The 24,775-nt window shown below is 43.2% G+C and carries 21 protein-coding genes and 1 riboswitch; of the genes, 8 read left to right on the top strand and 13 right to left on the bottom strand.

Annotation, left to right across the window (positions count from 1 at the left end):
• Positions 1-196: 196 nt before the first annotated feature.
• The 3 genes from A5N88_RS17350 to A5N88_RS17340 all read right to left on the bottom strand — a co-directional run bounded on the left by A5N88_RS17350 (position 197) and on the right by A5N88_RS17340 (position 2,603).
• Positions 197-1,417 carry an MFS transporter gene (locus tag A5N88_RS17350; protein WP_066268263.1) on the bottom strand — a complete coding sequence of 407 codons (1,221 nt, stop codon included), beginning with the start codon at positions 1,415-1,417 and terminating at the stop codon, positions 197-199.
• Between the two features lie 283 nt (positions 1,418-1,700).
• Positions 1,701-1,838 carry a hypothetical protein gene (locus tag A5N88_RS25020; RefSeq protein WP_157090704.1) on the bottom strand — a complete coding sequence of 46 codons (138 nt, stop codon included), beginning with the start codon at positions 1,836-1,838 and terminating at the stop codon, positions 1,701-1,703.
• A gap of 279 nt (positions 1,839-2,117) precedes the next feature.
• The gene (locus tag A5N88_RS17340; RefSeq protein ID WP_066268259.1) at positions 2,118-2,603 is read right to left on the bottom strand and encodes a DUF2231 domain-containing protein; all 486 of its coding nucleotides are present in this window, start codon (positions 2,601-2,603) and stop codon (positions 2,118-2,120) included.
• A 465-nt stretch (positions 2,604-3,068) separates the two neighbouring features.
• Here A5N88_RS17340 and A5N88_RS24455 point away from each other — a divergent pair, with 465 nt between their 5' ends.
• Positions 3,069-3,398: a cyclic-phosphate processing receiver domain-containing protein gene (locus A5N88_RS24455; RefSeq protein WP_083953195.1), complete on the top strand. Its 330-nt coding sequence runs from the start codon at positions 3,069-3,071 to the stop codon at positions 3,396-3,398.
• A 237-nt stretch (positions 3,399-3,635) separates the two neighbouring features.
• On the opposite strand, the gene A5N88_RS17330 is transcribed toward A5N88_RS24455, so the two are convergent.
• A complete protein-coding gene (locus A5N88_RS17330; protein WP_066268253.1) occupies positions 3,636-5,870 on the bottom strand; it encodes an MMPL family transporter in 2,235 nt (744 codons plus the stop codon).
• A gap of 159 nt (positions 5,871-6,029) precedes the next feature.
• Between A5N88_RS17330 and A5N88_RS17325 the strand changes: the two genes are divergently transcribed.
• Positions 6,030-6,668 (top strand): TetR/AcrR family transcriptional regulator, encoded by a 639-nt coding sequence (locus A5N88_RS17325; RefSeq protein WP_066268252.1) that lies wholly within the window; start codon positions 6,030-6,032, stop codon positions 6,666-6,668.
• Between the two features lie 124 nt (positions 6,669-6,792).
• On the opposite strand, the gene A5N88_RS17320 is transcribed toward A5N88_RS17325, so the two are convergent.
• From A5N88_RS17320 to A5N88_RS17310, 3 genes are all read right to left on the bottom strand, one after another.
• The gene (locus tag A5N88_RS17320; protein WP_066268251.1) at positions 6,793-7,578 is read right to left on the bottom strand and encodes a glucose 1-dehydrogenase; all 786 of its coding nucleotides are present in this window, start codon (positions 7,576-7,578) and stop codon (positions 6,793-6,795) included.
• A 13-nt stretch (positions 7,579-7,591) separates the two neighbouring features.
• Complete coding sequence (locus A5N88_RS17315; protein WP_066268250.1) at positions 7,592-8,449, bottom strand: GRP family sugar transporter; 858 nt, start codon at positions 8,447-8,449, stop codon at positions 7,592-7,594.
• A 150-nt stretch (positions 8,450-8,599) separates the two neighbouring features.
• A complete protein-coding gene (locus A5N88_RS17310) occupies positions 8,600-9,193 on the bottom strand; it encodes a transposase (RefSeq protein WP_066268248.1) in 594 nt (197 codons plus the stop codon).
• A gap of 763 nt (positions 9,194-9,956) precedes the next feature.
• On the opposite strand from A5N88_RS17310, the gene A5N88_RS17305 reads away from it, so the two are divergent.
• The 3 genes from A5N88_RS17305 to A5N88_RS17295 all read left to right on the top strand — a co-directional run bounded on the left by A5N88_RS17305 (position 9,957) and on the right by A5N88_RS17295 (position 12,663).
• The gene (locus tag A5N88_RS17305; protein ID WP_066268246.1) at positions 9,957-10,142 is read left to right on the top strand and encodes a CsbD family protein; all 186 of its coding nucleotides are present in this window, start codon (positions 9,957-9,959) and stop codon (positions 10,140-10,142) included.
• Positions 10,143-10,428: 286 nt separating this feature from the next.
• The gene (locus A5N88_RS17300; protein ID WP_066268244.1) at positions 10,429-11,727 is read left to right on the top strand and encodes a lysine N(6)-hydroxylase/L-ornithine N(5)-oxygenase family protein; all 1,299 of its coding nucleotides are present in this window, start codon (positions 10,429-10,431) and stop codon (positions 11,725-11,727) included.
• Between the two features lie 222 nt (positions 11,728-11,949).
• On the top strand, positions 11,950-12,663 hold the full coding sequence (locus A5N88_RS17295; RefSeq protein ID WP_066268243.1) for a TspO/MBR family protein: 714 nt from the start codon (positions 11,950-11,952) through the stop codon (positions 12,661-12,663).
• Between the two features lie 169 nt (positions 12,664-12,832).
• Here A5N88_RS17295 and A5N88_RS17290 read toward each other — a convergent pair whose 3' ends face one another.
• Positions 12,833-13,942, bottom strand: a complete 1,110-nt coding sequence (locus A5N88_RS17290; RefSeq protein ID WP_066268241.1) for a citrate synthase/methylcitrate synthase — start codon at positions 13,940-13,942, stop codon at positions 12,833-12,835.
• A gap of 143 nt (positions 13,943-14,085) precedes the next feature.
• Here A5N88_RS17290 and A5N88_RS17285 point away from each other — a divergent pair, with 143 nt between their 5' ends.
• Positions 14,086-14,964, top strand: a complete 879-nt coding sequence (locus A5N88_RS17285) for a LysR family transcriptional regulator (RefSeq protein WP_066268240.1) — start codon at positions 14,086-14,088, stop codon at positions 14,962-14,964.
• Positions 14,965-15,093: 129 nt separating this feature from the next.
• Here A5N88_RS17285 and metH read toward each other — a convergent pair whose 3' ends face one another.
• Together metH and A5N88_RS17275 are read right to left on the bottom strand one after the other, a co-directional pair.
• Complete coding sequence (gene metH / locus A5N88_RS17280; RefSeq protein WP_066268238.1) at positions 15,094-18,534, bottom strand: methionine synthase; 3,441 nt, start codon at positions 18,532-18,534, stop codon at positions 15,094-15,096.
• The gene (locus tag A5N88_RS17275) at positions 18,515-20,356 is read right to left on the bottom strand and encodes a bifunctional homocysteine S-methyltransferase/methylenetetrahydrofolate reductase (RefSeq protein ID WP_066268237.1); all 1,842 of its coding nucleotides are present in this window, start codon (positions 20,354-20,356) and stop codon (positions 18,515-18,517) included. Before A5N88_RS17275 ends, metH begins: the two co-directional genes overlap by 20 nt.
• Positions 20,357-20,541: 185 nt before the next feature.
• A riboswitch (SAM riboswitch) is annotated at positions 20,542-20,647 on the bottom strand.
• Positions 20,648-20,965: 318 nt separating this feature from the next.
• Here A5N88_RS17275 and A5N88_RS17270 point away from each other — a divergent pair.
• A complete protein-coding gene (locus A5N88_RS17270; protein ID WP_066268235.1) occupies positions 20,966-21,430 on the top strand; it encodes a GNAT family N-acetyltransferase in 465 nt (154 codons plus the stop codon).
• A gap of 464 nt (positions 21,431-21,894) precedes the next feature.
• Here the strand turns inward: A5N88_RS17270 and A5N88_RS17265 are convergent, their stop codons facing one another.
• From A5N88_RS17265 to A5N88_RS17260, 3 genes are all read right to left on the bottom strand, one after another.
• The gene (locus A5N88_RS17265) at positions 21,895-22,956 is read right to left on the bottom strand and encodes an LCP family protein (protein WP_066268233.1); all 1,062 of its coding nucleotides are present in this window, start codon (positions 22,954-22,956) and stop codon (positions 21,895-21,897) included.
• 576 nt (positions 22,957-23,532) lie between these two features.
• Positions 23,533-23,673 carry a hypothetical protein gene (locus A5N88_RS25015; RefSeq protein WP_157090703.1) on the bottom strand — a complete coding sequence of 47 codons (141 nt, stop codon included), beginning with the start codon at positions 23,671-23,673 and terminating at the stop codon, positions 23,533-23,535.
• Positions 23,674-24,042 (bottom strand): cupin domain-containing protein, encoded by a 369-nt coding sequence (locus A5N88_RS17260; protein ID WP_066268229.1) that lies wholly within the window; start codon positions 24,040-24,042, stop codon positions 23,674-23,676. It abuts the gene before it with no gap.
• 175 nt (positions 24,043-24,217) lie between these two features.
• Between A5N88_RS17260 and A5N88_RS17255 the strand changes: the two genes are divergently transcribed.
• Entirely contained in the window at positions 24,218-24,727 is a 510-nt protein-coding gene (locus tag A5N88_RS17255) for a hypothetical protein (RefSeq protein ID WP_198160313.1), read from the top strand.
• Positions 24,728-24,775: the final 48 nt, after the last annotated feature.

Raw genomic sequence — 24,775 nt, 5'->3', positions numbered from 1 at the left:
ATGGAATAAGGCTTAGAACGGATATGGCTGTAAGAAATCCCATAAGCATTTACATCACCCCCTTAAAATACATGGTTTTTTTATCATGTTTCGCTTCTTCTGCTAAAACTATTCTCTTCTTTTCTTTACCGCAACGAGCAGCTCCTTAAACCATTGCAACCCCAGCCTGCAGCCAGCCTCATCCGCGGCTAATTTCTCAGGAAGCAGCCTTCTCCACGCTTTCCTCATCCATAAACGAAAAATACGGAAGGAGGATTCCCAAAACCGATACCAGGCAAATGATGGATCCAATCAAAATATAAAGCGGCCGTATTCCCCAGTGCTCACTAAGGAGACTTCCTGCAGAAACTCCTAATGGAAGGGCGCCTCTTATGATGAACAACCGTACCGAAAACACTTTTCCCATCATCTCATTGGGAACAATTTGCTGGCAAAGCGTCATATTATGGACGCCAAAAATCGCCATTGCCACACCTGCTATGGCTTCTGTCCCAAAGGAGAAATAAATATTTGTATTAAACCCTAAGAAAATATAGGTTAACCCGCCAGTGACAAGCGCCCCAAGCATAAGCATTCTTCTGCTTGCAGATTTCATTTTTCCAATGAGAAGCGCTCCAGCTGCATACCCAAGTGGAAAGCTTGCCATGAAATAACCGTACTGAGCGTACGTCCCAGACAGAACCTTTGTGATATAAGGAAGGGTGACCACCATCGTCACGCCTACGCCAAATTGGACAAAAGCTAAAAAAATTCCCAGCCATACAATCAAACGCTGCTTAAAAAAGTACGTAATGCCTTGACTAAACTGCTGAAGCCAGGTTTTTCGAACAGGCTGTTGAACTCTTCTTTCCTCTATAAATAGCAGCAGTGTTCCGCTTATCAGCAGCATGCTGCATACAAAAATGAGCGTAGGCTTTACTCCGGCCGCCTCGACCGCCATCCCGCCAAGAGCAGGCGCCAGGAAGGTCATGATCCGGACAGTTCCATCAATGGCTGCATTAGCAGACTTAAGCTTCTCTTCAGGAACAATGGAAGGAGTAATCGCTTGATTGGCCGGTGTGTAAAGTGGTGTAATCAGTCCTATCACCATTTGAACCACAAATATATCCCATACATGAAAGCCGCCTGTTGCTAACGCAAGCAGCGGAATGAGGAAAATTACTCCCCTCGCCCATTGTGAGAAAATCATGATCCATTTTCGGCTCCACCGGTCAATAAACGGCCCGATAAACAATTGAAGAATCAGGGAAGGAATCAAATACAACAGCCACATTCCGCCGAGTGCCATCGTGGAGCCGGTCTGCTGATACACTAATATCGAGTTGCAGAACGTCCCAAATGCCCCGCCCAATTCGGATATCCAGTTTCCTGCCCAAACAAAAAGAAATGAACGATTGGTAAAAAGACTTTTGCTCAACCTCTGCCCCTCCTAAAATCCCCCATTATCTTGGTATGACATATTAGACAACAGATCAATCGCGTACCGAATGAATTGAAGGCGTATCAGTTGTCAAGTTGTCGGCTTTCCTCATTTTTCAAAGCTCAAGGAACCATGCGATTCATTTCTACCCGCGCTTTTTTAAAAAAGTTTATTGAGTATACTTCTGTATTGGCTGTAAAAATACCTTTAATTGGCTGAGATCTTTTCCTGGAAAATGGTCAAAAAAAGGATTGCCCAAACCCATTAAAATACTAAGGTTTTATACGCCTGTAGGCTTCCATTCTTCATTTTCCCAAATCTCATACAATGCATCCATTGAAACCAGCTGCCAGGGGTTAACAAAGAAATGTCCATTTATATTAAAAAAAGTAACCTTTTCCCAGATAATAACAAGCATGAAGGAGGAAGCCCTTCTCATTTTTCCACACCAGCACATCTTCTGGTTCCAATGCTCCGTCTGAAAAAGGTATCCATTCGTATTGATGCGTTTTTAATCCCATTCAAAAGCCAGCATTATGCGCCCTATGTGAAATGAGCTAGTTTGTGTCTGCCATGTTCCTTGCTGCCGATTATTCTATATTTTTACTCAACCCTACTTAATTCACTTTCGTTCTTTAGAACTCCTGCCACTAAAAAAAGGATTGCCTCTGCAATCCGTTTTATTTTGACACTCTATTTAATTACCATGATTTCCGAACTTTCCTGGATGCGGGGGATTGACATACTTGCCATGCATTTTAACTCCAACACCCTGGTCGTATACCATTGCACCGCCAAAGTAACCAACAGAAAGAATGGCGATGGCACAGATAATGGAAAGCACACAATAAACAGCCAGCAAGGATTTTAAAAGCTCTTTCCTTTTAATAATAAAGAACAGACGGAAGGCTACTACAACCGCTGCCAGCACCGTTGTTAAATCTGCCAGTGTACTGTGATACTTAAAAAGGTTAGTATTTCCTCTGGCATCCTCCTCAGGGCCTGTCCCTACTGCAATCCAGGCAAAAATAAACGCTGCTGCCCACAGTAAAAAGCCCTGCTTAGGCGAAATTCTTTGTTTTGTGATCGTTAAAAATAAATCATAACCGGCGGCAAGAAGAATGAGGACGATCGGAAAATGAACCATAATGGGATGAATATGCGAGAATACTTCGTTAAACATGATTTCCCCTCCTATTTCGGGCGTCCTTTCATTTGGCCCATGGTGAATAACTCATAATCCACAGGCAAGCTGAAGAGCTTTTTTAAAAATAAACTCTTTTACATATTAAAACAAAACTATCAAAACATTCTACCATGCTATTCTTATACTTTCCTAAGAAACACACTATTACTAGTCACCCTTTTTTCAGCTCAATTAAAGAAATGGTGACTAGCCTTTCGATTAATCTTATCATTCTGTCCGCTGGCGATGTCCTCATTTCAAAAGCTGCAGCGTTCACGATTTTCATAAAAGCTTGGCTCCCAGAGGGACTTTTTTTTAGCAAAAAAATGACTTTCTACCCAACATGCGCTCAGTGCTTAACCTGATCTGCTCTTCGACATGAAGCGGTCCTCTCGTTCGCTAAATATCGCCAGTAAAGTATGTTACACTGGTGTAAATCTAGATTTCAAGAAAGGTAGGACCATGAAAATAAATGTGTTTCTCGATGATATCCGCTCTTGTCCACAAGGCCATATCCTTGTTAAGGACATCGACGCATGTGCCGAGCTTTTGACAAACTTTTCTGTCCATCACCTTTCCCTGGACTATGACCTGGTCGATCAGCAAAAAAACGGTATGACACTTGTACGGTGGATTGTAGAACAGAAGCTGTTCCCTGACCGGATTACCATTCATTCTGCAAATTCTATCGGTGGAAAAGCCATGTATATTTTCTTGAAAGAAGCCCAGGAAAAACTTCTCATGCCAAGATTTATAAAGGTCATTTTGCGTCCTTTGCCCATTAGTCTTTAAAGCTCCTGCATCCACTTCCCAGAAGATTCCCGCTACAATGCAGATTGAAGATTTCCCTCCTGCTAATAAAGATTCTACTATTCCTTTTAACGCAAAGCTCGGTTCAATATGCAGCTTGCAAAAAGACTCCTCAAATCCAGGCAAAATACGGATTTGCCCACTTAAAAAGCGAATGAAGATTTTCTCTTCATTCGCTTTTTTATAGATGCGCGCCAGGACCGTCGAATTGAAAAAATCTTATTCTCTATCTGCCGCTGCCTGAATTTCATCCTGCTTGTTCCATAGCTTTCCTGGCCAGAATGCATAGCGTCCAAGGACGGTTGTGATGGCTGGTACAAGAAGCGGACGAACAACAAACGTATCAAGCAGGACACCAATCGCTGTGACAAGCCCAAATTGCAGCAGCACTTGAATTGGAAGTGTCGCCAGCACCGCAAAGGTTCCGGCAAGAATTAAGCCTGCTGATGTAATAACGCTGCTCGTTTGTGTTACACCATTGGCAATGGCAAGTTTATGCGGCTGGGCGTTCCTATTTTTCCAAATACTCGAGATCATAAAGATATTGTAATCTTCCCCTAAAGCCACTAAGAAAACAAATGCGTAAAGCGGAATAAGTCCCTGGATCGCTGAAATACCGATTCCATAGTGGATCAGAAGCCAGCCTGCGCCCAATGCTGAGAGATACGAAAGTGCCACTGTGGCAATGAGGTACACCATAGCTACAATGGAACGAAGGTAGACAAGCAGCAGTGCGGCAATGATTAAAGTAACCACTGGGACAATCACTTTAAAATCACGGTCTGTTGCATTTTCCGTGTCATACAGATTGGAGGTCTCTCCGCCGATCCAATAATGGCCTTCCGGCTTAACCCCCGCATCATTTAACGCTGCTTTTACCTTATTTTGTATTTTTGGTATATCTTTTACCGATTTATTATCATATGGGTCATCCTTCAGGTTTACATTTAAGGAGATATATTGTTTGTTCTTTGTACTGACAGCAGGATTTGACACTGAATCCACAAATGAAAGTCCGCTGAGAGCTTTTTTAAGATCTGGATTTTTCCCTTCCGTATTGGCGATCACCTGTACCGGTGCCAGTTCTCCCGGAGAGAAATGCTTCGCCATTAGGTCAAAGCCTTCACGTGACGGCATATCCTTCGGAAAAGATGAAATCAGGTTTTGAGTGTACTGTATGCGGGGAACAAAGGCTGCCAGTACCCCAAGTACAATCACACTGATAACAATAACAGTCCAAGGCTTATTTGTAACAAAGACTCCGAGTCTTTTGCTGATTTTCCCATGTGCTTCGCGCCTTTTGATTTTTTTCCCTTTTCTCATTTCCAGTTCCCGGGTCATTTCCTCGGTTCTTGGGATAAATGGGAAGAAGGAAATTCTGCCAAAGATACTTAGCAGGGCCGGCAGAAGCGTTAAGGCGGCAATGCCCATAATGAGAATGACCAAGCTAAATGGTGTTGCAAAGCGCTGGTAGGAGCCGAATTGCGCCAGGAGCAGCGTACACAGGCTCACTACCACGGTAATGGCACTGACCATAATCGCACCGCCGGAATGCTGAATAGCCTGCTGAAGCGCTTTGGTCGGGTTTTTTTCCTCCAAAAGGCATTCCCGGTATTTGGATACTAAGAAGAGACAGTAATCCGTCCCGGCACCGAATAGCAGAACGGTCATGATGGAGACAGCCTGCGAATCAATGGTGATAATGCCTTGCTTTGCGAGCATGCCCAGAATCGGGCCTGTTACACCGTAGGCAAATCCTACTCCAATCAATGGGACAATGGCTAGAATTGGTGAACGATAAAGCAGAATTAATAAAATTAGAACTAAAAGAACTGTTGAAATCAGCAGCGTGACATCCGCTTTGCTGAATAGAGCTGTAGCATCTGTTGCAATTCCAACCGGCCCTGTAAATCGAACATGCAGGCCAGAGCTGCTGAGTTTTTTATCAAAGATTGCTTTGGAAGATCCCTCGTTTTCGATTTGGTTTTGAAGCTTTTTCAAATCGCTGTCCAGCTGTTTGGTACTGGCATTTTTCTTCATAAATACAGGTGTAACAAGTGATGTTCCATCCTTAGATGCCTGGGCCTTTAAGGCTTGCGACGGAATCTTTGCAAATGGCGGAATAAAATTTTGTGCCTTTAAGGGCTGATCCTCAAGCTTTTGATACATCTTGGAGACGAGCTTGTAATCCTGGTCCTCAAGGCCCCCTGAACGGTACCACACTACAAGTAGAGGTGTTCCTGCATTGTTTGGAAAATATTTATCGGCAATTTTTTGTGCCTGAACAGACATATCCGATTTAGGCAAATTCGCTGCACTGTCATCGGTCATTTTTTGTACGCTGGGAAAAACGGCGGATAAGACGCCTGTTAAAAGAATCCACACTGCAAGCGTAATCCACTTCCCTTTCTTGCCTGTTACTGCATGAATCATGCTTAGCAAAAAGCTTTTCATGCTCTTGTTCCCCTCCTTTATTTTCTGTTGCAAATTGGGTATAGTATTAATATATACTGATGAGTTGATTAATTTCATTTTAATTATATATACTGGTCGGTTAATTTTCAAATCCTAACCTCATAAATCGAAAAAAATTTTTAAGGAGAGCGATGGAAGATGGTTAATCAACAACGGGGCCGGGCACCTGGAAGGCCCAAGGCATCCGAGATTCAAACACCGAAAAAGGAATTAATCCTCCAGGTGGCCTCCCGTTTATTTTTAGAGCACGGTTTTCAAAAGGTTTCCATTGATGATGTGGCGAAGGCGGGCGGTATGACGAAAGCAACGGTGTACTATTATTATGGCTCCAAGGCCGAGCTGTTCAAGGAGACGATGGTCGCTATGATGGCCCGGGTTCGCGAGCGGATCAGAATGCTGATTGAGTCTGATAAACCTTTGTATGACCGATTAATGGATGTGACGGTTGCACATTTACATGCGACAACGTCACTTGATTTGGACAGCTTTATGCGGGAGTCAAAATCTTCCCTTTCCGATGAGCAGGTACAGGATATGCTGATTGCTGAGGAGAGAATGTTTGAAAGCATTGAAGCTGCCATTCAGGATGCCATTGACAAAGGGGAAATTCCTCCTGTGGGGGCTAAATTTGCTGCACATGCCTACAATGCCCTTCTCCGAGTCGGAAATTACAAATCCCCTGAAGGAACCCCTCTTTTTCCTTCAACTGAGGAAACCGCAGGCTCCATCCTAAAGCTATTCTGGAATGGGCTGATGGCAGGTCCTTTCACACGCTAAAGCACAGAAGGGGTCTGACCCCTATCGTGCTTCACCGTGTAAAAGGGGTCTGACCCTTTCAATGCTTTAAAGCGAAAAAGCCTGCCTCTTTTTGATCAAAAGAGACAGGCTTTTTCGTGTGATATCAGCCGCGGCCAGCCTGAAATCCAGGGTATTGCGTCATGCCGCCATCTGCAAATAAGGTGAGGCCCGTTACATAGCTTGCTTCTTTGGATGCAAGCCATGCCGCACAGGCTGCAATTTCTTCAGGCTTTCCGATGTAGCCTATTGGAATCAGCTCCAGAACGCCTTTTTTCTTATCAGGGTCTTTAAATTTTTCTGCATTGATTGGTGTATCAATCGCACCTGGCGCAATGCTGTTCACTCTAATTCCACGAGGGGCAAACTCCAGTGCCAGTGTTTCTGTCATCAGCTTCACTCCGCCTTTACTTGCTGCATAGTGAACAAAATGCGGCCAAGGAATGACTTCATGCACAGAGGACATATTGATTATAGCGCCTTTAATATCATGTTCAACCATGTAATCAATCGCTTCACGGCAGCCCAGAAACTGTCCGGTCAAGTTGGTATTAATGACTTTGTTCCAATCATCCAATGACAGCTTTTCTGAAGGGACTTCATTTTCAATTCCTGCATTATTAATCATCACATCCAGAGATCCATACGTTGAAACAGCATGATCTATGAGTCTTTTTATATCCTCTTCTTTAGTGACATCCCCTTGAATGGCACTTGCTTCTCCGCCGGACTTCTCAATAGAATCGATGATTTCCTGCACATTATCCTTACTGCTGTAGTAATTGATTACTACTTTACACTTTTCTTGTCCAAATCGTTCTGCCATTGCTTTTCCAAGTCCTGTTGATGCACCTGTGATGACGACAACTTTGCCTTCTAAATCTTGATACATATTACCAGCTCCTTTATTTTTTCGTTAGTCCTACCATAACGCCGCCCGCAATGATCAGCAGGCATCCGATAATGACACTGATCACCTGTTTTTTTGATGTTTTTTCACCGAGAAGGAAAATGCCTCCCAGTGTAGATATGACAATTCCTGTTTGCGAAAGAGAAAAGCTTGTCGCAACTCCAATGGAGGGAAGTGAAAGCAGCAGTGTAAGATTCCCTGTTGCCCATATCAATCCTGTGAGGAGATTCCGTGCTGCAAACTTGTTAAAAGGATGATGCCGAATTGTTAGGACAATGCCGGATAGAACCATACCGATCGCTTGAGGAAGAATGGCTGACCATCCGTTGATATTAAACCATTTCACAATTACCACATATACCACATATCCAACCGTTGAAACGAGAAGAATCATGAGGCCCTTTTTTAAGTCCTTGCCTCCGTCTTTTTCTTCGGTTTTTTGTCCAAATGAAGTCAGGGCAGCTCCTGCAATGATACATGCCAAAGCCAAAATTCCAACGATTACTTGAGTTTTCGTTTTCCATTCATGGAAAAGAAGTGCGCCAAATATGGTCGTTCCGATTAATTGCAAACCCGTCGACATGGGCACTGTCTTGGCTACCCCAAGAAATTTAACGGTACCATACTGATTTTTCTGGCCTATGGTCCAGAAGATACCGGATATAATACCGACGCTCCATACAAGTGCAGACATATGCGGAGTGGTGAAAATATAAACACCTGCTGCAAAAATAAGTGCACCAAACGTTGTTCCAATCGTTTGGCTGTTAGCATCTCCGCCTAACTTATTGCTGACCAGCACAATACTTCCCCAGGCAATGGCCGCAATAATGGCTAAAAGTATTCCACTCAAACTGATAAACCACCTTTCTAGCTGTACACTACTTACACCTTAATGTTCCCTCAACCTCCCCCATTTTAAACAAGCGATTGATTGCTTTTTTACTGTAAAGCGTAGAAGGGGTCTGACCCCTTCTACGCTTTACAGCACTAAAAAACCATCTTAGTTCACTAAGATAGTTTGGGCTTGGCCCCCTAATGCTTCCACAAATGCTTTATAGTGCTGTCTTGGAGGTTTTTGCGGGTTTGCTGAATGGGGAGCAGAAAAATAAGACAGTGTTTTTTCCATACTGACATAGGGGTTTTTAGTGTCTGCAGCAGCTATATAAGCTGAATAGCTGCTCCAACGGTAATCCTCTGGCCTTTTCACCATGCTGGCCGCCACTGGATTTAAATGGATATAAGAGCTCACCTTAAGGAAGTACGGATAATTTTCAATTATTTCAGCTCCATATCTGCCTTGAAATACGTGTCCATGCGCATCATAACGCTTATTGAAATAAATGGCGTATTGGGAATGAAGATCTTTAATGATGATATCAAGAGGAGTTTTTACCGTTTCAAGCTGAAGATGGAGATGATTGTTCATTAAACAGTAGGCATGAAGTGTGTAGGGGTGTCTGGCGCGGACATCAAGAAGGTATTTTAAATAAGTTTGAAAATCGAGGGTATCCAGAAATATATCCATCTTGCGAACCCCTCTGGCCGTTATGTGGTAGGTCGCACCGGGATACCACACACGCGGTTTTCTTGGCAAATAAACCACCTCGCAGAATGATTAATATATTCAAAAATATTATACAATATCCTATCTGGAATAAAAACTGTTATCTCACCACTCTGCTACATTAACGTACAAAAGGGATCAAACCCCTTTAGCAGACTAAAGCATTCACCTCTCGCCCCAAAGGCCATACTAGCTAAAATTGTTATTTTCGTTGTTGCATAAAGCATGTTCTGCAAATCTTCTTGGCATCTTTTTTACACCATAGAGAGCTTCTATTGTACAAAGGTTTACAAACAGTGCCTTTCCTTTCCAAAACAAGATAAAGGCACATAAAAAATCCTCCCTTCCATTTCGGAAACGAGGTCATTACGCTCAAGCCTCTGTTGAGCCATTTTATTTATGAGCCAAATGAATCCAATATAATGCTATTGCAATACCCGCTACAATAAATGCTGTACTAACGCCAAAAAAGATTAGTTGGTTCCTCTTTCCGTTCATTTTTCAGCTCCTTTACTTCTGCAAGCAGAGTTCACCTTATTATTTATTGATTTTTCTATTAATTCATTTTACCAAACAAAGACAAACCATAAAAGCCGGATTATTGGCATATTCTTTGTTCTTTTATACATTAACGCACGAAAGGGGTCAGACCCCTTTCGTGCGTTAATTGGGTAAATTTTTTTAATGTTTATTTCTTCTATCCCACGGGAATAGGTTATGCAAGGCAGGCGGACATGCCTTAATTTTAAAATGTATTTATGATTTTTAAATATATTGAAGGAGGAATTGTATCATGACAAACAATAATGGTCTTGATGACAAATTGAAAGGGAAAGGCAACCAATTAAAAGGTGAAGTAAAAAAAGGCTACGGCAAAATGACGAATGATGACAGCAAAGTAGCTGAAGGACACGCAGATAATGCAAAAGGAAAAGTCCAGGAAAAGGTTGGACAAGCAAAGGATCTTTTCTCTAAATAAAATACCTGCTTCAGACTGGTTATAGTCTTTAGCACATGCTTTTCTTTACTTGCTAATTGCACTTACCCCTCACCCCCTTTTTATGAGCTGTAAAATGCCTACAACTCAACACCCTTATACTTTACAGCTTCCATAAGGGGGGCTTTTTCTTTTTTTAAGTTTAATTCATAGAACTCTTTTCGCTTTAGTATATTGAGTTAAGGTTTTAGCAGAAGCCTCATCAAATCACTTTTTTTCCATTAAAAAGTCTATACATAAATAAATTTTATTGAAGGATGTGAGAGACATGATCCCTGAAAAAATTTATGACCTCATTGGTGTTGGGATTGGTCCGTCTAACTTAAGCCTAGCTGCCTTGACCGATCCGCTTGAGGAAATCAGTGCACTCTTTTTCGAACAAAAAACACAATTTGACTGGCATCCGGGCATGATGATCGAAGGAACTGATATGCAGGTTTCTTTTCTCGCTGATCTTGTGACCTTTGCCGATCCGACAAGCAACTACTCCTATTTGAACTACTTATTTAAACATAACAGGCTCTATCATTTTTATTTTTATAAACATTTGGAGATTCCAAGAAAAGAATATCAGGCTTATTCCAAATGGGTAGCTGAGCAGCTGGAGCAGTGTCTTTTTGGAAAAAAAGTAATTGAACTCATCGATCATGATGACTGCTATGAAGCAGTGATTGAAGATACACAGACACACGCAACCGAACATTATTTTGCTCGAAATATTGTACTTGGCACCGGCTCTATCCCTATTGTGCCGGATGGGTTTGAGAGTGCACCTTCAGCGGATATCATTCACTCAAGCCAGTACCTTTACTATGAAAAGGAATTAAAAAAATCGGCATCCATTACCGTAATCGGGTCCGGCCAGAGCGCAGCTGAAACCTTCCACAACCTTCTACTTGAACAGGACATATACAAATATCATTTAACCTGGTTCACACGCTCTTCTGGATTTATGCAGCTTGAATCCGGCAAGCTGAGTGAAGAAGTATTTTCGCCTGAGTTCGTGGATTATTATCATGATCTTCCACTGTCAGAAAGGATGAAGATCCTTCCCAAGCTTCATACGCTCCGCAATGGAATCAGTCCGGAAACCTTGAAGTCCATCTATGACTTACTTTACCGCCGTTCCATTGGCGGCCTGGAATTAAAGGTAACCATTCAGCCTTTGATTGAGCTGGTAGGCTATGAAATTGAGGCCGGTTCCTACCGTTTACAATGCAGGCATACACAGGAGGATATCACCTTCCATTACCCTACTGAGAAAGTTGTTTTAGCTACAGGCTACAGGCCAAATGTGCCAGCATGGATTAATCCGCTTAAGGAAAAGATTGTATGGGAGGATGAAAAACGATTTAAAGTTACAAAGGATTATGAGGTTGTATTTAAAAAAGAACGTCCGCACAGGCTCTTTTCTCTCACAAATTTAGAGCATGTTGCTGCAACGGGTGCTGATGATTTAGAGCTTGCCGTTCAGCGCAACCAAAGAATTATTAACAAAATCTCCGGACAGGAGCATTACCCCGTTCCATCCCATACCGTTTTCCAGCAATTTTCAATCCAGCGGTAAAAATTGAAATCGATTGCCTAGTACGAGCATACTATGTAGCAATCGATTTTATTTTTTTATAGAGCATTATTTTTCAGGCTTTGTTCCATGTTAAGGCTATTGAGAGCGTAATTGCATGACCGTTTAAGCTGATCCTGCAGATGAAGATGCAGAAATCCTTTAAGAAAAGACTTTTAAACCCCGGACACACTAATACTTAGATCGAAGGGATGATTTCGCGAGATGCTCTTTTTTTTCAATCTTCTGGCGTATCTTTTAGTCATTGTGGTAAATGGTTTGGCCATTTATCTGCCGCTTAATGGACAGACTACACAGGAAATTTCAAATAGGATTCCCGTCCTGTTTACACCTGCAGGATATGTATTCAGTATTTGGGGAGTCATTTACCTGCTGCTAGCTGTGTGGGTGTTTCGAATGCTTTTAAAAAAGTACCGGAAATCAGAGATTTACAGAAAAACAAGCCCGCTTTTCATTTTGAGCTGTATTCTAAACTGCGCCTGGATTTTCCTCTGGCAATATAATTATTTTGTTATATGCGTGTTGGTTATCATCGGACTGCTTGTTACATTGGCCGCCATATATAGGAGAATAAACAGGATTGGAGATACTTTTTGGGGACGGGTGCCTTACTCTGTATACCTTGGTTGGGTGAGTGTAGCGACTATAGCAAATTTGAGCTATACCCTGGCATACCTTAGATTGCTTATCCTCGGTACTCCTGATGTGATTTGGACATTGCTTATGCTTTTAGTCGGAGCTGTCATTGCCATTCAATTTCGATATCGAAATCAAGATTGGGTTTATCCACTGGTCTTTGTCTGGGCCTACATCGGAATTTTCGTCAAAGACCTGCACTCATCGGCCATAGTAGCCTATACCGCCATGGTACTTGCAGTCATCATTTTCTTAGCAGCTGTTATTGGGCGAAAAAAATAATAATTTAGTGCACTAACGCAAAGAAGGGGTCTGACCCCTTCTTTGCGTTAGTGCGTGAAAGTAATGACAATCCCATTCCCCTTAAGGACAGGCATCCCTCTATACCATCGATATTGCTTTATTGGGTTAATGCGTTAAATCAGTGCAAGGGTCAGACCCCCTTAGTGCTTTAGTGCGATGCAGCCGTTTTGTCCGCGGGAAATTTGCCAATGTATTCTGATTCCGGACGGAAGAGGACATTGTGGTCAGCCTGCTCAAGAACATGGGCAGCCCAGCCGACAATCCTGCTGGCAGTAAAGGTTGGAGTAAATAACTCATCGTCCATATTAATGGTCCGCATGACCGCTGCTGCATAGAACTCCACATTCGTATACAGCTTACGTCCTGGCTTGTATTCCTCTAACAAACGGTTGCCAGTTTCCTCAACGTGCAAAGCCAATGCCAGCCATGGATCCTCACTTCCAATTTCCAGCGCCTTCTGCCTTAATGCAATGGCTCTTGGGTCCTTGGTTTTATAAACACGGTGCCCAAATCCCATTAGGCGTTCACCCTTCTCCAATTTTCTCCGCAGCCACGGTTCCGCCTTTTCCTTTTCTCCAATTTCATTCAGCATTTTCGTAACATCTGAAGGCGCTCCCCCATGCAAGGGACCTTTCATTGTTCCAATAGCTGATGTAATCGCAGACACCATCTCCGACTCCGTTGAGGCTGTCACCCTCGCTGAAAATGTTGAGGCATTCATGCCGTGCTCAAGTGTTAACACCATATAGGTTTCAAGCGCTTTTACATGGACATCAGAAGGCTCTTCTCCCGTTAACATATACAAATAGTTTTTCACATGGCCAAATTGATCGTTTGGTTCAACTTCTTCAAGCCCCTCAAGTGCTCTTTTCCGATAAGCAATAATGGTAGGTACCTTGGCTGTCAGTTCAATGGCTTCCCCGATTTTCGGCTTCCAGGAAAATCTCGAAACGCCGAGTGCCGATATTGCTGTCCTTATGACAGACATCATCTCCATGTCACGCGGAAGTTGATCTATAATGGTTTTAACATAATCAGGAAGCTCTCTGCCCGCTTTGAGCTCTTTATCTAAAACGTTCAGATCATTTTCATTCGGCAGCTTCCCATACCATAATAAATAGGCTGCTTCCTCAAATGTATAGTGAAGTGCAATGTCCTTCGCTTCATATCCCCTGTATATGAGCTCTCCTTTTTCACCGTTAATGTAGCTGATGGCTGTTTCCGCTGCGATAACTCCTTTTAATCCGTGCTGAATCATAGTAAACCCTCCATGTTCGTTTTAATTTGATTCTGGGAGTACCAAAGCTCCTTGTTGACCTTATTATAAGTGATATAATTGATAAAAAATATTGAATATTCTCTATTGATTCGATTAACAATTTTAATTAAGGAGCGTTGAAAATGGATCTAAAATGGCTTACGACCTTTTTAATCGCTGCAAAGCATGAAAATTTTCGTAAAACGGCAGAGGAACTTTACATTTCGCAGCCTACGGTTACCATTCACATGAAGCTTTTGGAAGAGGAAGTCGGAAGTCCTCTTTTTGAACGAAACGGAAGAAAAATCGGCCTTTCCGAGGAAGGACGAAGGTTTTTGCCCCATGCAAGGCAAATCCTTGCCCAATATGAAGAAAGCATGGCTGATTTAAACCGGTTCCGTCAGGGCTATGCACAAAAATTGACGCTTGCCATTTCCCCGCTTATTGCCGAGTCCATTATGCCATTTGTGTTAAAAAAGTATATGACCCTGAATCCTGAGCTCGAAATTTCTATTGAGGTATGCCAATCCAACCTTATTGCCGACATGGTATTAAATGGAGAGGTGGATCTGGGGCTTTCCAGGCAGCACGTCTCTAATTCGGATCTTATTTGCCGAACCATGTATGAAGATCCGGTGGTATTAATTGTGCCGCATGACGGCAGGGACAGCGAAATGGCTCCTCCTCTTGATGGCGATGAGCAATTGTCAAAGCACAAATTGATTACCCATAATCATCCAGAATACTGGGATCACCTGCTCCGTTCCTTGCAGGCGCGCATTCACTCCCTCCATACCATGACGGTGTCTGAGGTTCATGTTACAAAGCGTTTTATCATTGAAGGCCTTGGTATCTCTTTTCTGCCTTCCTCCACTGTCAGACGTGAGCTCCTGGAGGGCAGGCTGCTTGAGGCACCATGTCCTTTTCTTGAGCTGCCCATTGCCAGAACCTATGCCATCCTGAAATATGAGCACCCAAAGGAAACCCAATTCCTTAACTTCCTCGCGCAATTCAGGTTCTAAACAAAGGACGCTGACTTGCTTTAACGTACGAAAGGGGTCTGACCCCTGATCTGCTTTAACGCATGAAAGGGAGCACCACCTAAGGTACTCCCTTTCTTTATTCGTCTAGTAAGGCCTGGTGTTTCATGCTCATAGTACATTAAAGTACCTGGCTTCGGGATGGGCAAAGACGATGGCTGTAACGGCAGCTTCCGGTTCCATCATGTAGCCATCAGTCAGCTCCAGCCCGATTTGAGCAGGGTTTAGCAGCCGGAAAAGCCGGGCCTGGTCCTCCAAATTTGGACAAGCCGGATATCCGAAGGAAAACCTCTGGCCCTGGTACTTTGCCGCAAACCTTTCCTTCATCGTAAATTCAGCAGGATCCGGAAAGCCCCATTGGTCCCTCATAAGCTGGTGAATCCTTTCTGCAAAGCCTTCTGCCGTTTCCAGCGCCATCGCCTGTAATGCATGGCTCTCAAAATAGCGTCCTTCCTCCTTTAAACGTTGTGCCTCAAGGCGAATATTTTTTCCTGCCACCACAGCAAACATGCCCACATAATCCATTTCACCGCTCTCAACTGAACGCAAGTAATCAGCCAGACAAAGGAACGGCTCCGATTCCTGACGGGGGAAAGTAAACCGTTCTATTACTTTGCTCGTGTCCAAAGGATCATAAATCAGCACATCATTTCCCTGTGACTGAGCCGGAAAAAATTGATAGACGGCAGAGGGCTCAATCCACTTTTCATTTTTCGCCCTCGCCATCAGCTCATCGACCTGCTCGGTCAGTTTCCATGCCTTCTCATCCTTTTTTGCGAGCAGACTGGTTAACTTCCCCTTTAACCCCAAATGATGCCCGATCAGCATTTGCCGGTTGATATAAGGTTCAATATGGCTGACCTCGTAATTGCGCAAAACATGCTGTTTCACATCCTGGGGTTGAAAAATCTGTGAATCCCTTGAAACTGCAGATCGAACCACTGCCTTACTTTCAGGTCTCTTTACTTCCTGAGCGATTTTCCGCTGCTTTTCCTGGCTTTCCAGCTGCTCTCGTAAAAGAACCTCCCTCTCCAGCTCATTCTGAAGACGGTTTGCCAAAGACAGTCCATCCATTGCATCTTTTGCATACAGCACAAGCCCTTCATACTCAGGGGCAATTTTATTTAAAGTGAATTTTCGGGAAAGAGCCGCCCCTCCTACTAAAATAGGAATGGAAATCCCTGCCTCCCTTAGGTCCTGCGCGGTGAGAACCATTTGCTGCGCAGACTTTACAAGCAGCCCGGACAACCCGATGATATCCGGCTGTACCCTCCTCACTTCCTGGATCAGCTCAGCAGGTGACACCTTGATTCCAAGGTCGATTACTTCAAAACCGTTATTGCTTAATATAATTTCTACTAGATTTTTGCCGATATCATGGACATCGCCCTTTACTGTTGCCAAAAGGACCTTCCCTTTCGAACTGGTTTCCTGATTTTTTTCCATATAGGGCTCTAAAAATGCTACTGCCGCCTTCATTACCTCAGCACTCTGCAGCACCTCCGCCACAATGAGCTGATTATCATTAAATAAACGCCCTACCTCTGCCATTCCCGCCATTAAAGGGCCGTTAATAATGGCAAGCGGAGTTGGATATTCTTCAAGGGCTTCTTCCAAATCAGGCAGCAGGCCTTCCTTCGTTCCCTCCACCACATAGTTCGCCAGCCTCTCCGGAAGCGGGAGAGTTTCAGCAGCTGCCTTCACTTCCTGTTTCTTTTCTCTATAAAAATCAGTAAATCTAGCTAGAGCTTCATCGCTTGTTTCAAATAAAAGCTCCTCTGCCATCCGGACTTCCTCTTCCGGGATAGAAGCAAACCGCTCCAATTTTTCCGTATTTACAATGGCATAATCGAGCCCTGCCTTTGTACAATGGTACAAAAACACAGAATTCAGCACTTCCCGTCCTGCGTTCGGCAAACCGAAGGAAACGTTGCTGACCCCAAGTATCGTCTGGCATTCTGGAAAATGTTCTTTTATCAGACGGATCCCTTCGACTGTTTCCTTTGCAGCTCTAAAATATTGCTGGTCACCCGTTCCAGCTGGAAAAACCAAAGCATCAAAGATCAAGTCTCCAGGCGCAAGTCCATATTTACCGACAAGAAGCTCATAGGACCTCTGCGCCACTTCACGCTTGCGTTCAGCCGTAACCGCCATTCCCTCTTCATCAATGGTTCCGACCACAACCGCTGCGCCGTATTGATGCACAAGCGAGGCCACTTTTTCAAAACGTTCTTGCCCGTTCTCAAGATTGATTGAGTTAATAATGTTTTTTCCCTGTGTATAGGTTAAAGCCCGCTCAATCACCGCATCGTCCGTTGAATCAATCATCAGCGGTACCTTCACCTTTTTTACAGCTACCTGAATAAACGCATCTATGTCCTCAATCTCTTCGCGGTCTGGATCAGCAAGGCAGATATCAATGATATGGGCGCCATTTTTCACCTGTGTTCGAGCGATCTCGCTTGCCTCTTCTATTTTCCCCTCTGCAATCAGCCGTTTAAATTTTCGGGATCCAATGACATTGGTTCTTTCTCCTACAAAAATAGGCCGGATGCTCGGGTCCTCATAAATAAATGGCTCAATACCGGCTACTGCATGCGGATGTCCCTTTTGCGGCGTTCTCGGATGAATATCCCTAAGCGCCTCATCTAGTGCTTGAATATGAGCTGGAGTGGTGCCGCAGCAGCCCCCTGCAATATTGATCCACCCTTTTTCTGCAAAACCGCGAAGCTTTTGAGCAAGTGATGCAGGGCTCTCATGGTAATGGCCTTCTTCATCCGGGAGCCCTGCATTGGGATAGCAGCTCACCGCAGTCGAAGCAAGGCCGGAAAGCGTCCTGATGTGCTCAGCCATGAACTCCGGCCCTGTTGCACAGTTAATTCCAACCGAAACAGGGTTCATGTGTTCAACCGATATGTAAAAAGCCTCAATGTTCTGCCCGGCAAGAGTTGTGCCCATCGGTTCAATGGTTCCCGATATTAAAAGGGGGACCTTGAATTCAAGCTCTTTAAACGCTGCTTCTATCCCGAGAAAGGCAGCTTTTACATTCAACAGGTCCTGAGAGGTCTCAATGAGCAGTACATCCGCACCGCCCTTTATCAGCCCTCTTGCCTGTTCAAAATAAGCCTCTTTCAGTTGTTGAAAAGTAGCTCCTCCGGTCACAGAAAGTGTTTTCGTTGTGGGTCCCATTGAGCCTGCCACAAAACGGGGACGCTCGCAGGTTGAAAAACGCTCCGCTGCCCTTTTTGCAATTTTAGCAGCGTCCCGATTCAATTTTTCCGCAAGATGTCCCAGTCCATATTCATCCAGTACAATGCTGGTCGCTCCAAACGTATTCGTTTCAATAATATCGGCACCTGCCCGAAGGTATTCTTCATGGACATGCTGAATGACATGGGGGGCCGTCAGCGTCAGGTATTCATTACAGCCCTCATACTCTTCCCCTCCAAAATCAGAGGCTGTAAGATTGCAGGCCTGAAGCATGGTTCCCATTGCCCCATCCAATATCAAAATCTTCTTCTCTAGCTGCTCCTCAAATAACCTTTGTGCCATGGGTGACAGTCTCCTTTGAATGAATGTATTGGGTGCACTCAACCGTTAGGTCATAGCGGTCAAAAGGGGTGATTAAGTAGATTCCGTTAAAATAGTTCATCGCTGTATCAATCAGATTTTTTGAAATGGCCATGCTTTCCCTTGCGGCCTGTGCCGAGTCATGCTTTGCCCTCTCCATGACTCCGAGAATCTTATCCGAAAGCGTAATGCCCGGAACCTCGTTGTGAAGAAAGCTGGCATTCCGATAGCTTGTAAGCGGCATGATGCCAATATAAATTGGTGCATCTAAATGTTTGGTTGCTTCATAGACTTCAATGATTTTTTCCTCGCTAAAAAGCGGCTGTGTAATAAAATAATCTGCTCCGCTTCTGATTTTCCGCTCCAGGCGGAGGACAGCTTTATCCAGGTTGCGAACATTCGGATTAAAGGCTGCCGCTACAGAAAACGAGGTTTTTCTTTGCAGCGATTTGCCGGAATACGATATTCCTTCGTTAAACTGCTTGATCATTTGCATTAAATCCATGGAAGACAAATCGTACACCGAGGTCGCTCCGGGAAAATCACCGATTTTAGAAGGATCGCCCGTTACCGCCAGTATTTGATTGATTCCAAGTGCATCCAGCCCCATTAAATGAGATTGAAGCCCAATCAGATTGCGGTCTCTGCAGGTAATATGAACAAGCGGCCGGATTTGTTCCCTTTCTTTTAAAAGCGCAGCCATCGCAATATTGCTGATCCGCGGCGACGCAAGTGAATTATCCGCCATGGTTAAGGCATCAATTCCGGCCTCCTTTAAAGCCCTTGCTCCTTCAAAAAAGCGATCTGTCAACAAATGCTTGGGTGTATCCAATTCAACGATGACCGACGTTCTTTCCTTTGCAATCTGATGGATGGGCGGCTCGATTCCACTTGAACTCGAAAGCTCGATTCGTGCTCTCGGAACTTTAGGTGTCTTTTCTTTTATAGGCGTCAGCCCTTTTACACCTTCAGCCACTGCTTGGATATGCTCAGGTGTGGTACCGCAGCAGCCCCCAATCAGCCGGACACCCTCCTCCACCAGCTGTATCGCGCTATCCTTGAAATAACGAGCGTTATCCCTAAAGGTTACCCTGCCGTCCTCGTAATCCAGTAAACTCGCATTAGGATAGGCAGACAGATAGGCTTTTTCCGGCAAGGGGATTTCTTCAAAGGATTGTATCATGTGATGAGGGCCGAGACGGCAATTGAGACCGATAATATCTGCCCCCAACCCTTCAAGCTGGTTAAGCGCTTCGGTCACATGCCGCCCGTTCTGGAGAACGCCTGGTTCATGCAGGGAAACCTGGGCAATTACCGGTACTGCTGCCTCCTTCTTGGCAATTTCCACTACGGAATAAAGCTCCTCCACATCGAAATAGGTTTCGAGAAGAATCCCGTCAACTCCCTCATTTAGCAGGTGAAAAAGCTGTTCTCTAAAGCAGCGCTTAATCTCTGCATCCGGTATCTCCAATTTCCGAACACCCCTGTAGCCGCCCATGGATCCCAGAATGAATGTATTGTTTCCAGCGGCCTGTTTGGCAATCCGCACCGCTTCCGTATTGATTTCTTTCACCTTTTCTTCCAGTCCATACTGTTCCAGCTTAAAATAATTGGCACTGTAGGTATTGGTTTGAATGACCTCTGCACCGGCCTGTATATATGCCCTGTGAATATTCACTATCTTTTCAGGATGAATCAGGTTGAACTCTTCATAACACGTATCCACCCCATGCGAATAAAGTAGTGTTCCCATCGCTCCGTCAGCTACCAGAATCCGTTTTTCCAGGGTTTTCAGTAAATCCATGCTCCTATCACTCCTTCATTGTTTTTCTTGCTGATCCTTAAACTGTTTTTCTCTAGGCGAATTTTGAGAGCATCTAATCCAATTTTTTGCAAGAGATTATTGTTCCTGCTCATTCGGTCATTTTTATAAGACCTAAAAATAAAAAGACCTTCTTTAAGAAGAAGGCCTTTAGAATCGTCACATTCTTCTTATCGTCCAGGCTTACACCTGCTGGAATTAGCACCGGGTCAATATAATTGACTGGTTGCTGAGGCATCGCTGGGCCAGTCCCTCCGCCTCTCTTGATAAGATACAACTATGTAATTTTATATTTCGAAAAATTAATTCTTATTATACAATTTACAACATTCCTTCTATAACATCAACCCTTTTCTTTAAAAGCGGACGCTGTTTCTGCATAGATTGCTGCTTTGCGTACAATAGATTAAAGCGTGGGAAATTAATAAGAATAGAACCTGTTATTCTCATCCTGTTTTCGTGATTATCCAATTTATCTCAGAATAAAGTTATTTTTCAGAAAAATATTTCATTTTCCTAAAAAAACCTCTCCTTGTCTCCTCTATTTGTATGTATAATAGTAAAAAAGTCTATCATGCAGGGGGTATGGTAATGATTAAGATTTTAGATATAACAGATGTAGAGGCAGCCGAAAGCGTTTTACGCATCCAACTGCCTGCATATAATATAGAAGCGAAGCTATTAAATTTCTACGACATACCTCCGTTGCATGAGACTGTCAACTCTTTGCTAGAAAGCCGCGAAACCTTTTTTGGCTTTTATCAAGAGGATGAATTGGCCGGGGTCATATCGATTAGCTTTGAGGACAACCATTTAGTCATATGCAGATTGATTGTCCATCCTCTTCATTTTAGAAAGGGAATTGGCAGCGCTTTATTGCAGCACGTCGTTGATTCCTACCCTGAAGCGTCCTGCTTCAAAGTCAGCACAGGAGAAAAAAATGAGCCCGCTGTTCGGTTATATCATAGCTTCGGGTTTCAAAAAACCGGCAAAAGCGAAATAGCTCCAGATGTGTATATTTCTCATTTCATGGTGGAAAAAAGCTTGGAGACCTGATATAAAAATGATGATCTCCTTTAATTCCTGCCTTCGATAAAAGGCAGGTTTTTTAATGTTTTAAAAGGCTTTCTCTCTACTTATTTGTAACCTTTATCCGTTTTAGAGACCCTGAATCTTCAATCATTATGTTTTTCCTTTGCCAGTACCGTGTAAATAACAAACAGGAATGGATTTAAAACCACCTACAAACGCCCCTTGCCTTTCAGACAAAAAAATCGGGTAAAACATCCCATTAATCGGGCAAACTTGAAAGATAATCGGGTAAAAACTCGATAGAATCGGGTAAAATGTGCGGATAATCGGGTAAAACAGGTCCAAATGCCCAGATGGATTACTTTATTCCACTAAAGGGGTCAGACCCCTTTTTTGCTTTAACGCACTAAAACCACTCATCAAACCTACAAAAAAACGGCCAGTCCATTTATTTTAAAAATTGGACTAGCCGTTTTTAATTATATGAATTATTGCCCGGTGTTATCGGTCGAATTCGACTGACTGGATGGATCTGATTGATTGGATGAACCCGACTGGCTAAATGTAGATGTTGTATCATCCGTGGTTGTATCAGCAGACTGTCCTGTTGTTAAATCTTCTCCCAAGAATGCACTGAGCGCCTCGCGGTTCTTTTCCTTATCAATTTCCAGCACATCTCCATCATACGAGCTCCGCGCATTTTGATAAGTCCCTTTTACCGGTATCGTCATGGTTTTTATTTTCATTCCAGGATGAAGCAAGAGATCAGTCAAGACTCCCATTCTGTCACTTGTGTTCATATTAGTCGCCACATATGGCGCAATCGTTCCAAGCAGCTTCGGTGCTTTAGCAATTCCGCTAATACTTAGGACTTGCGATTTAATTGCCTTTAATACTTCCTGCTGACGGGCTACTCGTCCAAAGTCTCCTTGTGAATCATGGCGGAAACGGGAGAAGCCAAGAAGTTCTTTTCCGTGAAGCTTTTGCGTCCCTTTATGCAAAGTGACACCAATATTTTTGGACATATCATGAGGGACAGTAACCTCAATGCCATCAGGAGCAAGAGTATCAATGACTTTCACAAATCCATTAAAATCAACAATTGCATAGTATTGAACATCGATTCCAAGGTTTTGCTTGAGGGTTTGCCTTAAAAGCTCCGGTCCGCCCAGGAAGTAGGCTGTATTGATTTTATACGGCTTATACCCGGGAATATCGGCGAAAATATCACGCATGACCGATACAAGCTTGACCGTTTTTTTATTCGGATCGTATTGAGCAATCATAATTGAGTCGGTTCTGGAGGCTTTTTGTCCGCCCCTTGCATCTACTCCAAGCAGCAGTACGTTGGTTCTGCCATACTGGTCCTTTTGGCCATTGAACTTTACATTGTCCATTTTTAAACGGTCAGATTCAGCCGTTTGATTAACACCTTGATAATATTGAATAGCGGAATATCCGATAACGGCAATAATCAGGATGATTAAGGATAAAAGCAGTTTTCTTTTTCTGCTCTTTCGTTTTTTCTTCTTTCTAATTCTTGAGTCCATAACATACCTCTTCATTTTTTATAGTCTTTCGTGAAGTCCACGCTAAGATATGAAGCGAGCTTTTTCAGCTCCAAGATAACAGCTTTTTATAGACACTGTTATCGATATTCTATAATAAATAAGGGAAAATTAATATAGATATTGCAGATTAACGGCGAAAATAGTCTAAAAATAATACCCACATCTGGCAAATGTGTCATAGGATTTTTCAGATAAATACAAGAGATTTCTGAACAATTTTCCATATGAAAAATGGGTAAAAAGATTAGATGTAGCTAATATTAAGCACTTAGTCATTCTATTTTCATATCCATCTAAATTTTATTGCAGGTGTATCGACCCATGGTTGCTTGCAGGAGGCAGGTGTATTACAGTAAACTCCTGCCACTTTTCCGATACGTGATTAGTATTTGTAGGATTTCATTATTTATAAGATAAATTAAAGGCCGTCCTTCCTTTTTTAAAAAGGCTCTGTTATCTGCCTGTTGATTTCCGCTGCAGTTTCTCACATTCAGCGGGCGGCAGGGGAGCCTGCTTGCCGCATGCTCCTACGGGGTCTCTTCTAAACCCGCTTTTCTAATCAGGAGTCTCACGGCAGCAGCTCCAATCAATATGGGTATAAAAATCAACATTAAGCTTTAACAGAACCTTCATAAAAAAGGCATCTTCCAATGGAAATGGCCGCCATGGAGATGCTTTATCTGCTCTGCTATTCAATCATTTTCCCTTCAACTCTTCAAGCATAAGGCATTCGGGATTCAATTGATCCCCTTCAATTATCATCACTTTCATTCCATTGACTGTCCCAGACTCATGTTCTTCCCCTTTTCTCCAGAAAGCAGACTCACCAGCTTTTAGTAATATTTTCTCTGTTTCATTTGTCCGGACCCAGCCCTCTCCCTCTACAATCAAAAATAACTGGTCACATGTCGCAGGGTGCATGCCAAGTATACCGCCGGGCTCAAAATCCATTCGAACGACCTGGGCAGGATGCTCCATTTTCATAATAGGATTCAGCGTAACCTTTTCGCTGTTGAACACTTCAATTTTCCGTGACCGCTCCCTGCTCAAAATGTAATGCTTCATTCTCCTATCCCCCCTCAAGGTAAATACTAACAAAAGCTAACCAAAAGAAAAACACTTTCGTGCATTAACGCGAAGAAGGGGTCAGACCCCTTTAGTGCTTTAGCGCAGTAACTTAACCAAATTTTAGTAATATTTTACCGGGATTTGGAGACTGTAAGAAATGGAGGTGCCTGAAGTGAAAAATTCACGGTTTTTATTATTATTAATGATGATTATCCCTTGGTCTTCCCTTCTGTTTTTGGGGAAAAAGACAATAAAAAGGTTTCTCCCTGCGGCTATTTTCACTAGTTTTATTGTCAAACTGGAGAATATTATTGCCTTTCGCCGCAGATGGTGGTGGTTTTACACCCAGGTACATTCAAAAGCCAAAGGCGATATGTCCTTTATTTTAGGGCCTTATCTTTTCACTACTTTTTGGATCATGAAGTGGACCTACGGAAAATTCTTTCTCTATCTTGTGGTGAATACCATCATGCACTTCATTTTCGCTTATCCCGTGGTAAACATGCTAAAACGCTTTGGAATCGTATCCTTTGTTAGGATAAATCCATTACAATATGTATCCATCCTGTTTTCTAGAGCGCTGCTTTTATATGGCTTTCAATATATAAAAGAAAAATATCCGATTGTTAAATACATCAAGCAACGATTCCAAAAGAAAAAGGAAGAAGAAAAAACGATGTAAAGGCTCTTCCCTCTTTAAATCGTCAGTTCTGCTTCATTTAACGTTATA

Origin of the sequence: Heyndrickxia acidicola, from assembly GCF_001636425.1 — a bacterium.
Classification (GTDB): domain Bacteria; phylum Bacillota; class Bacilli; order Bacillales; family Bacillaceae_C; genus Bacillus_AE; species Bacillus_AE acidicola.
Note: the sequence above shows the minus strand (reverse complement) of the source record. Positions and strands in the feature narration are given on the sequence as shown.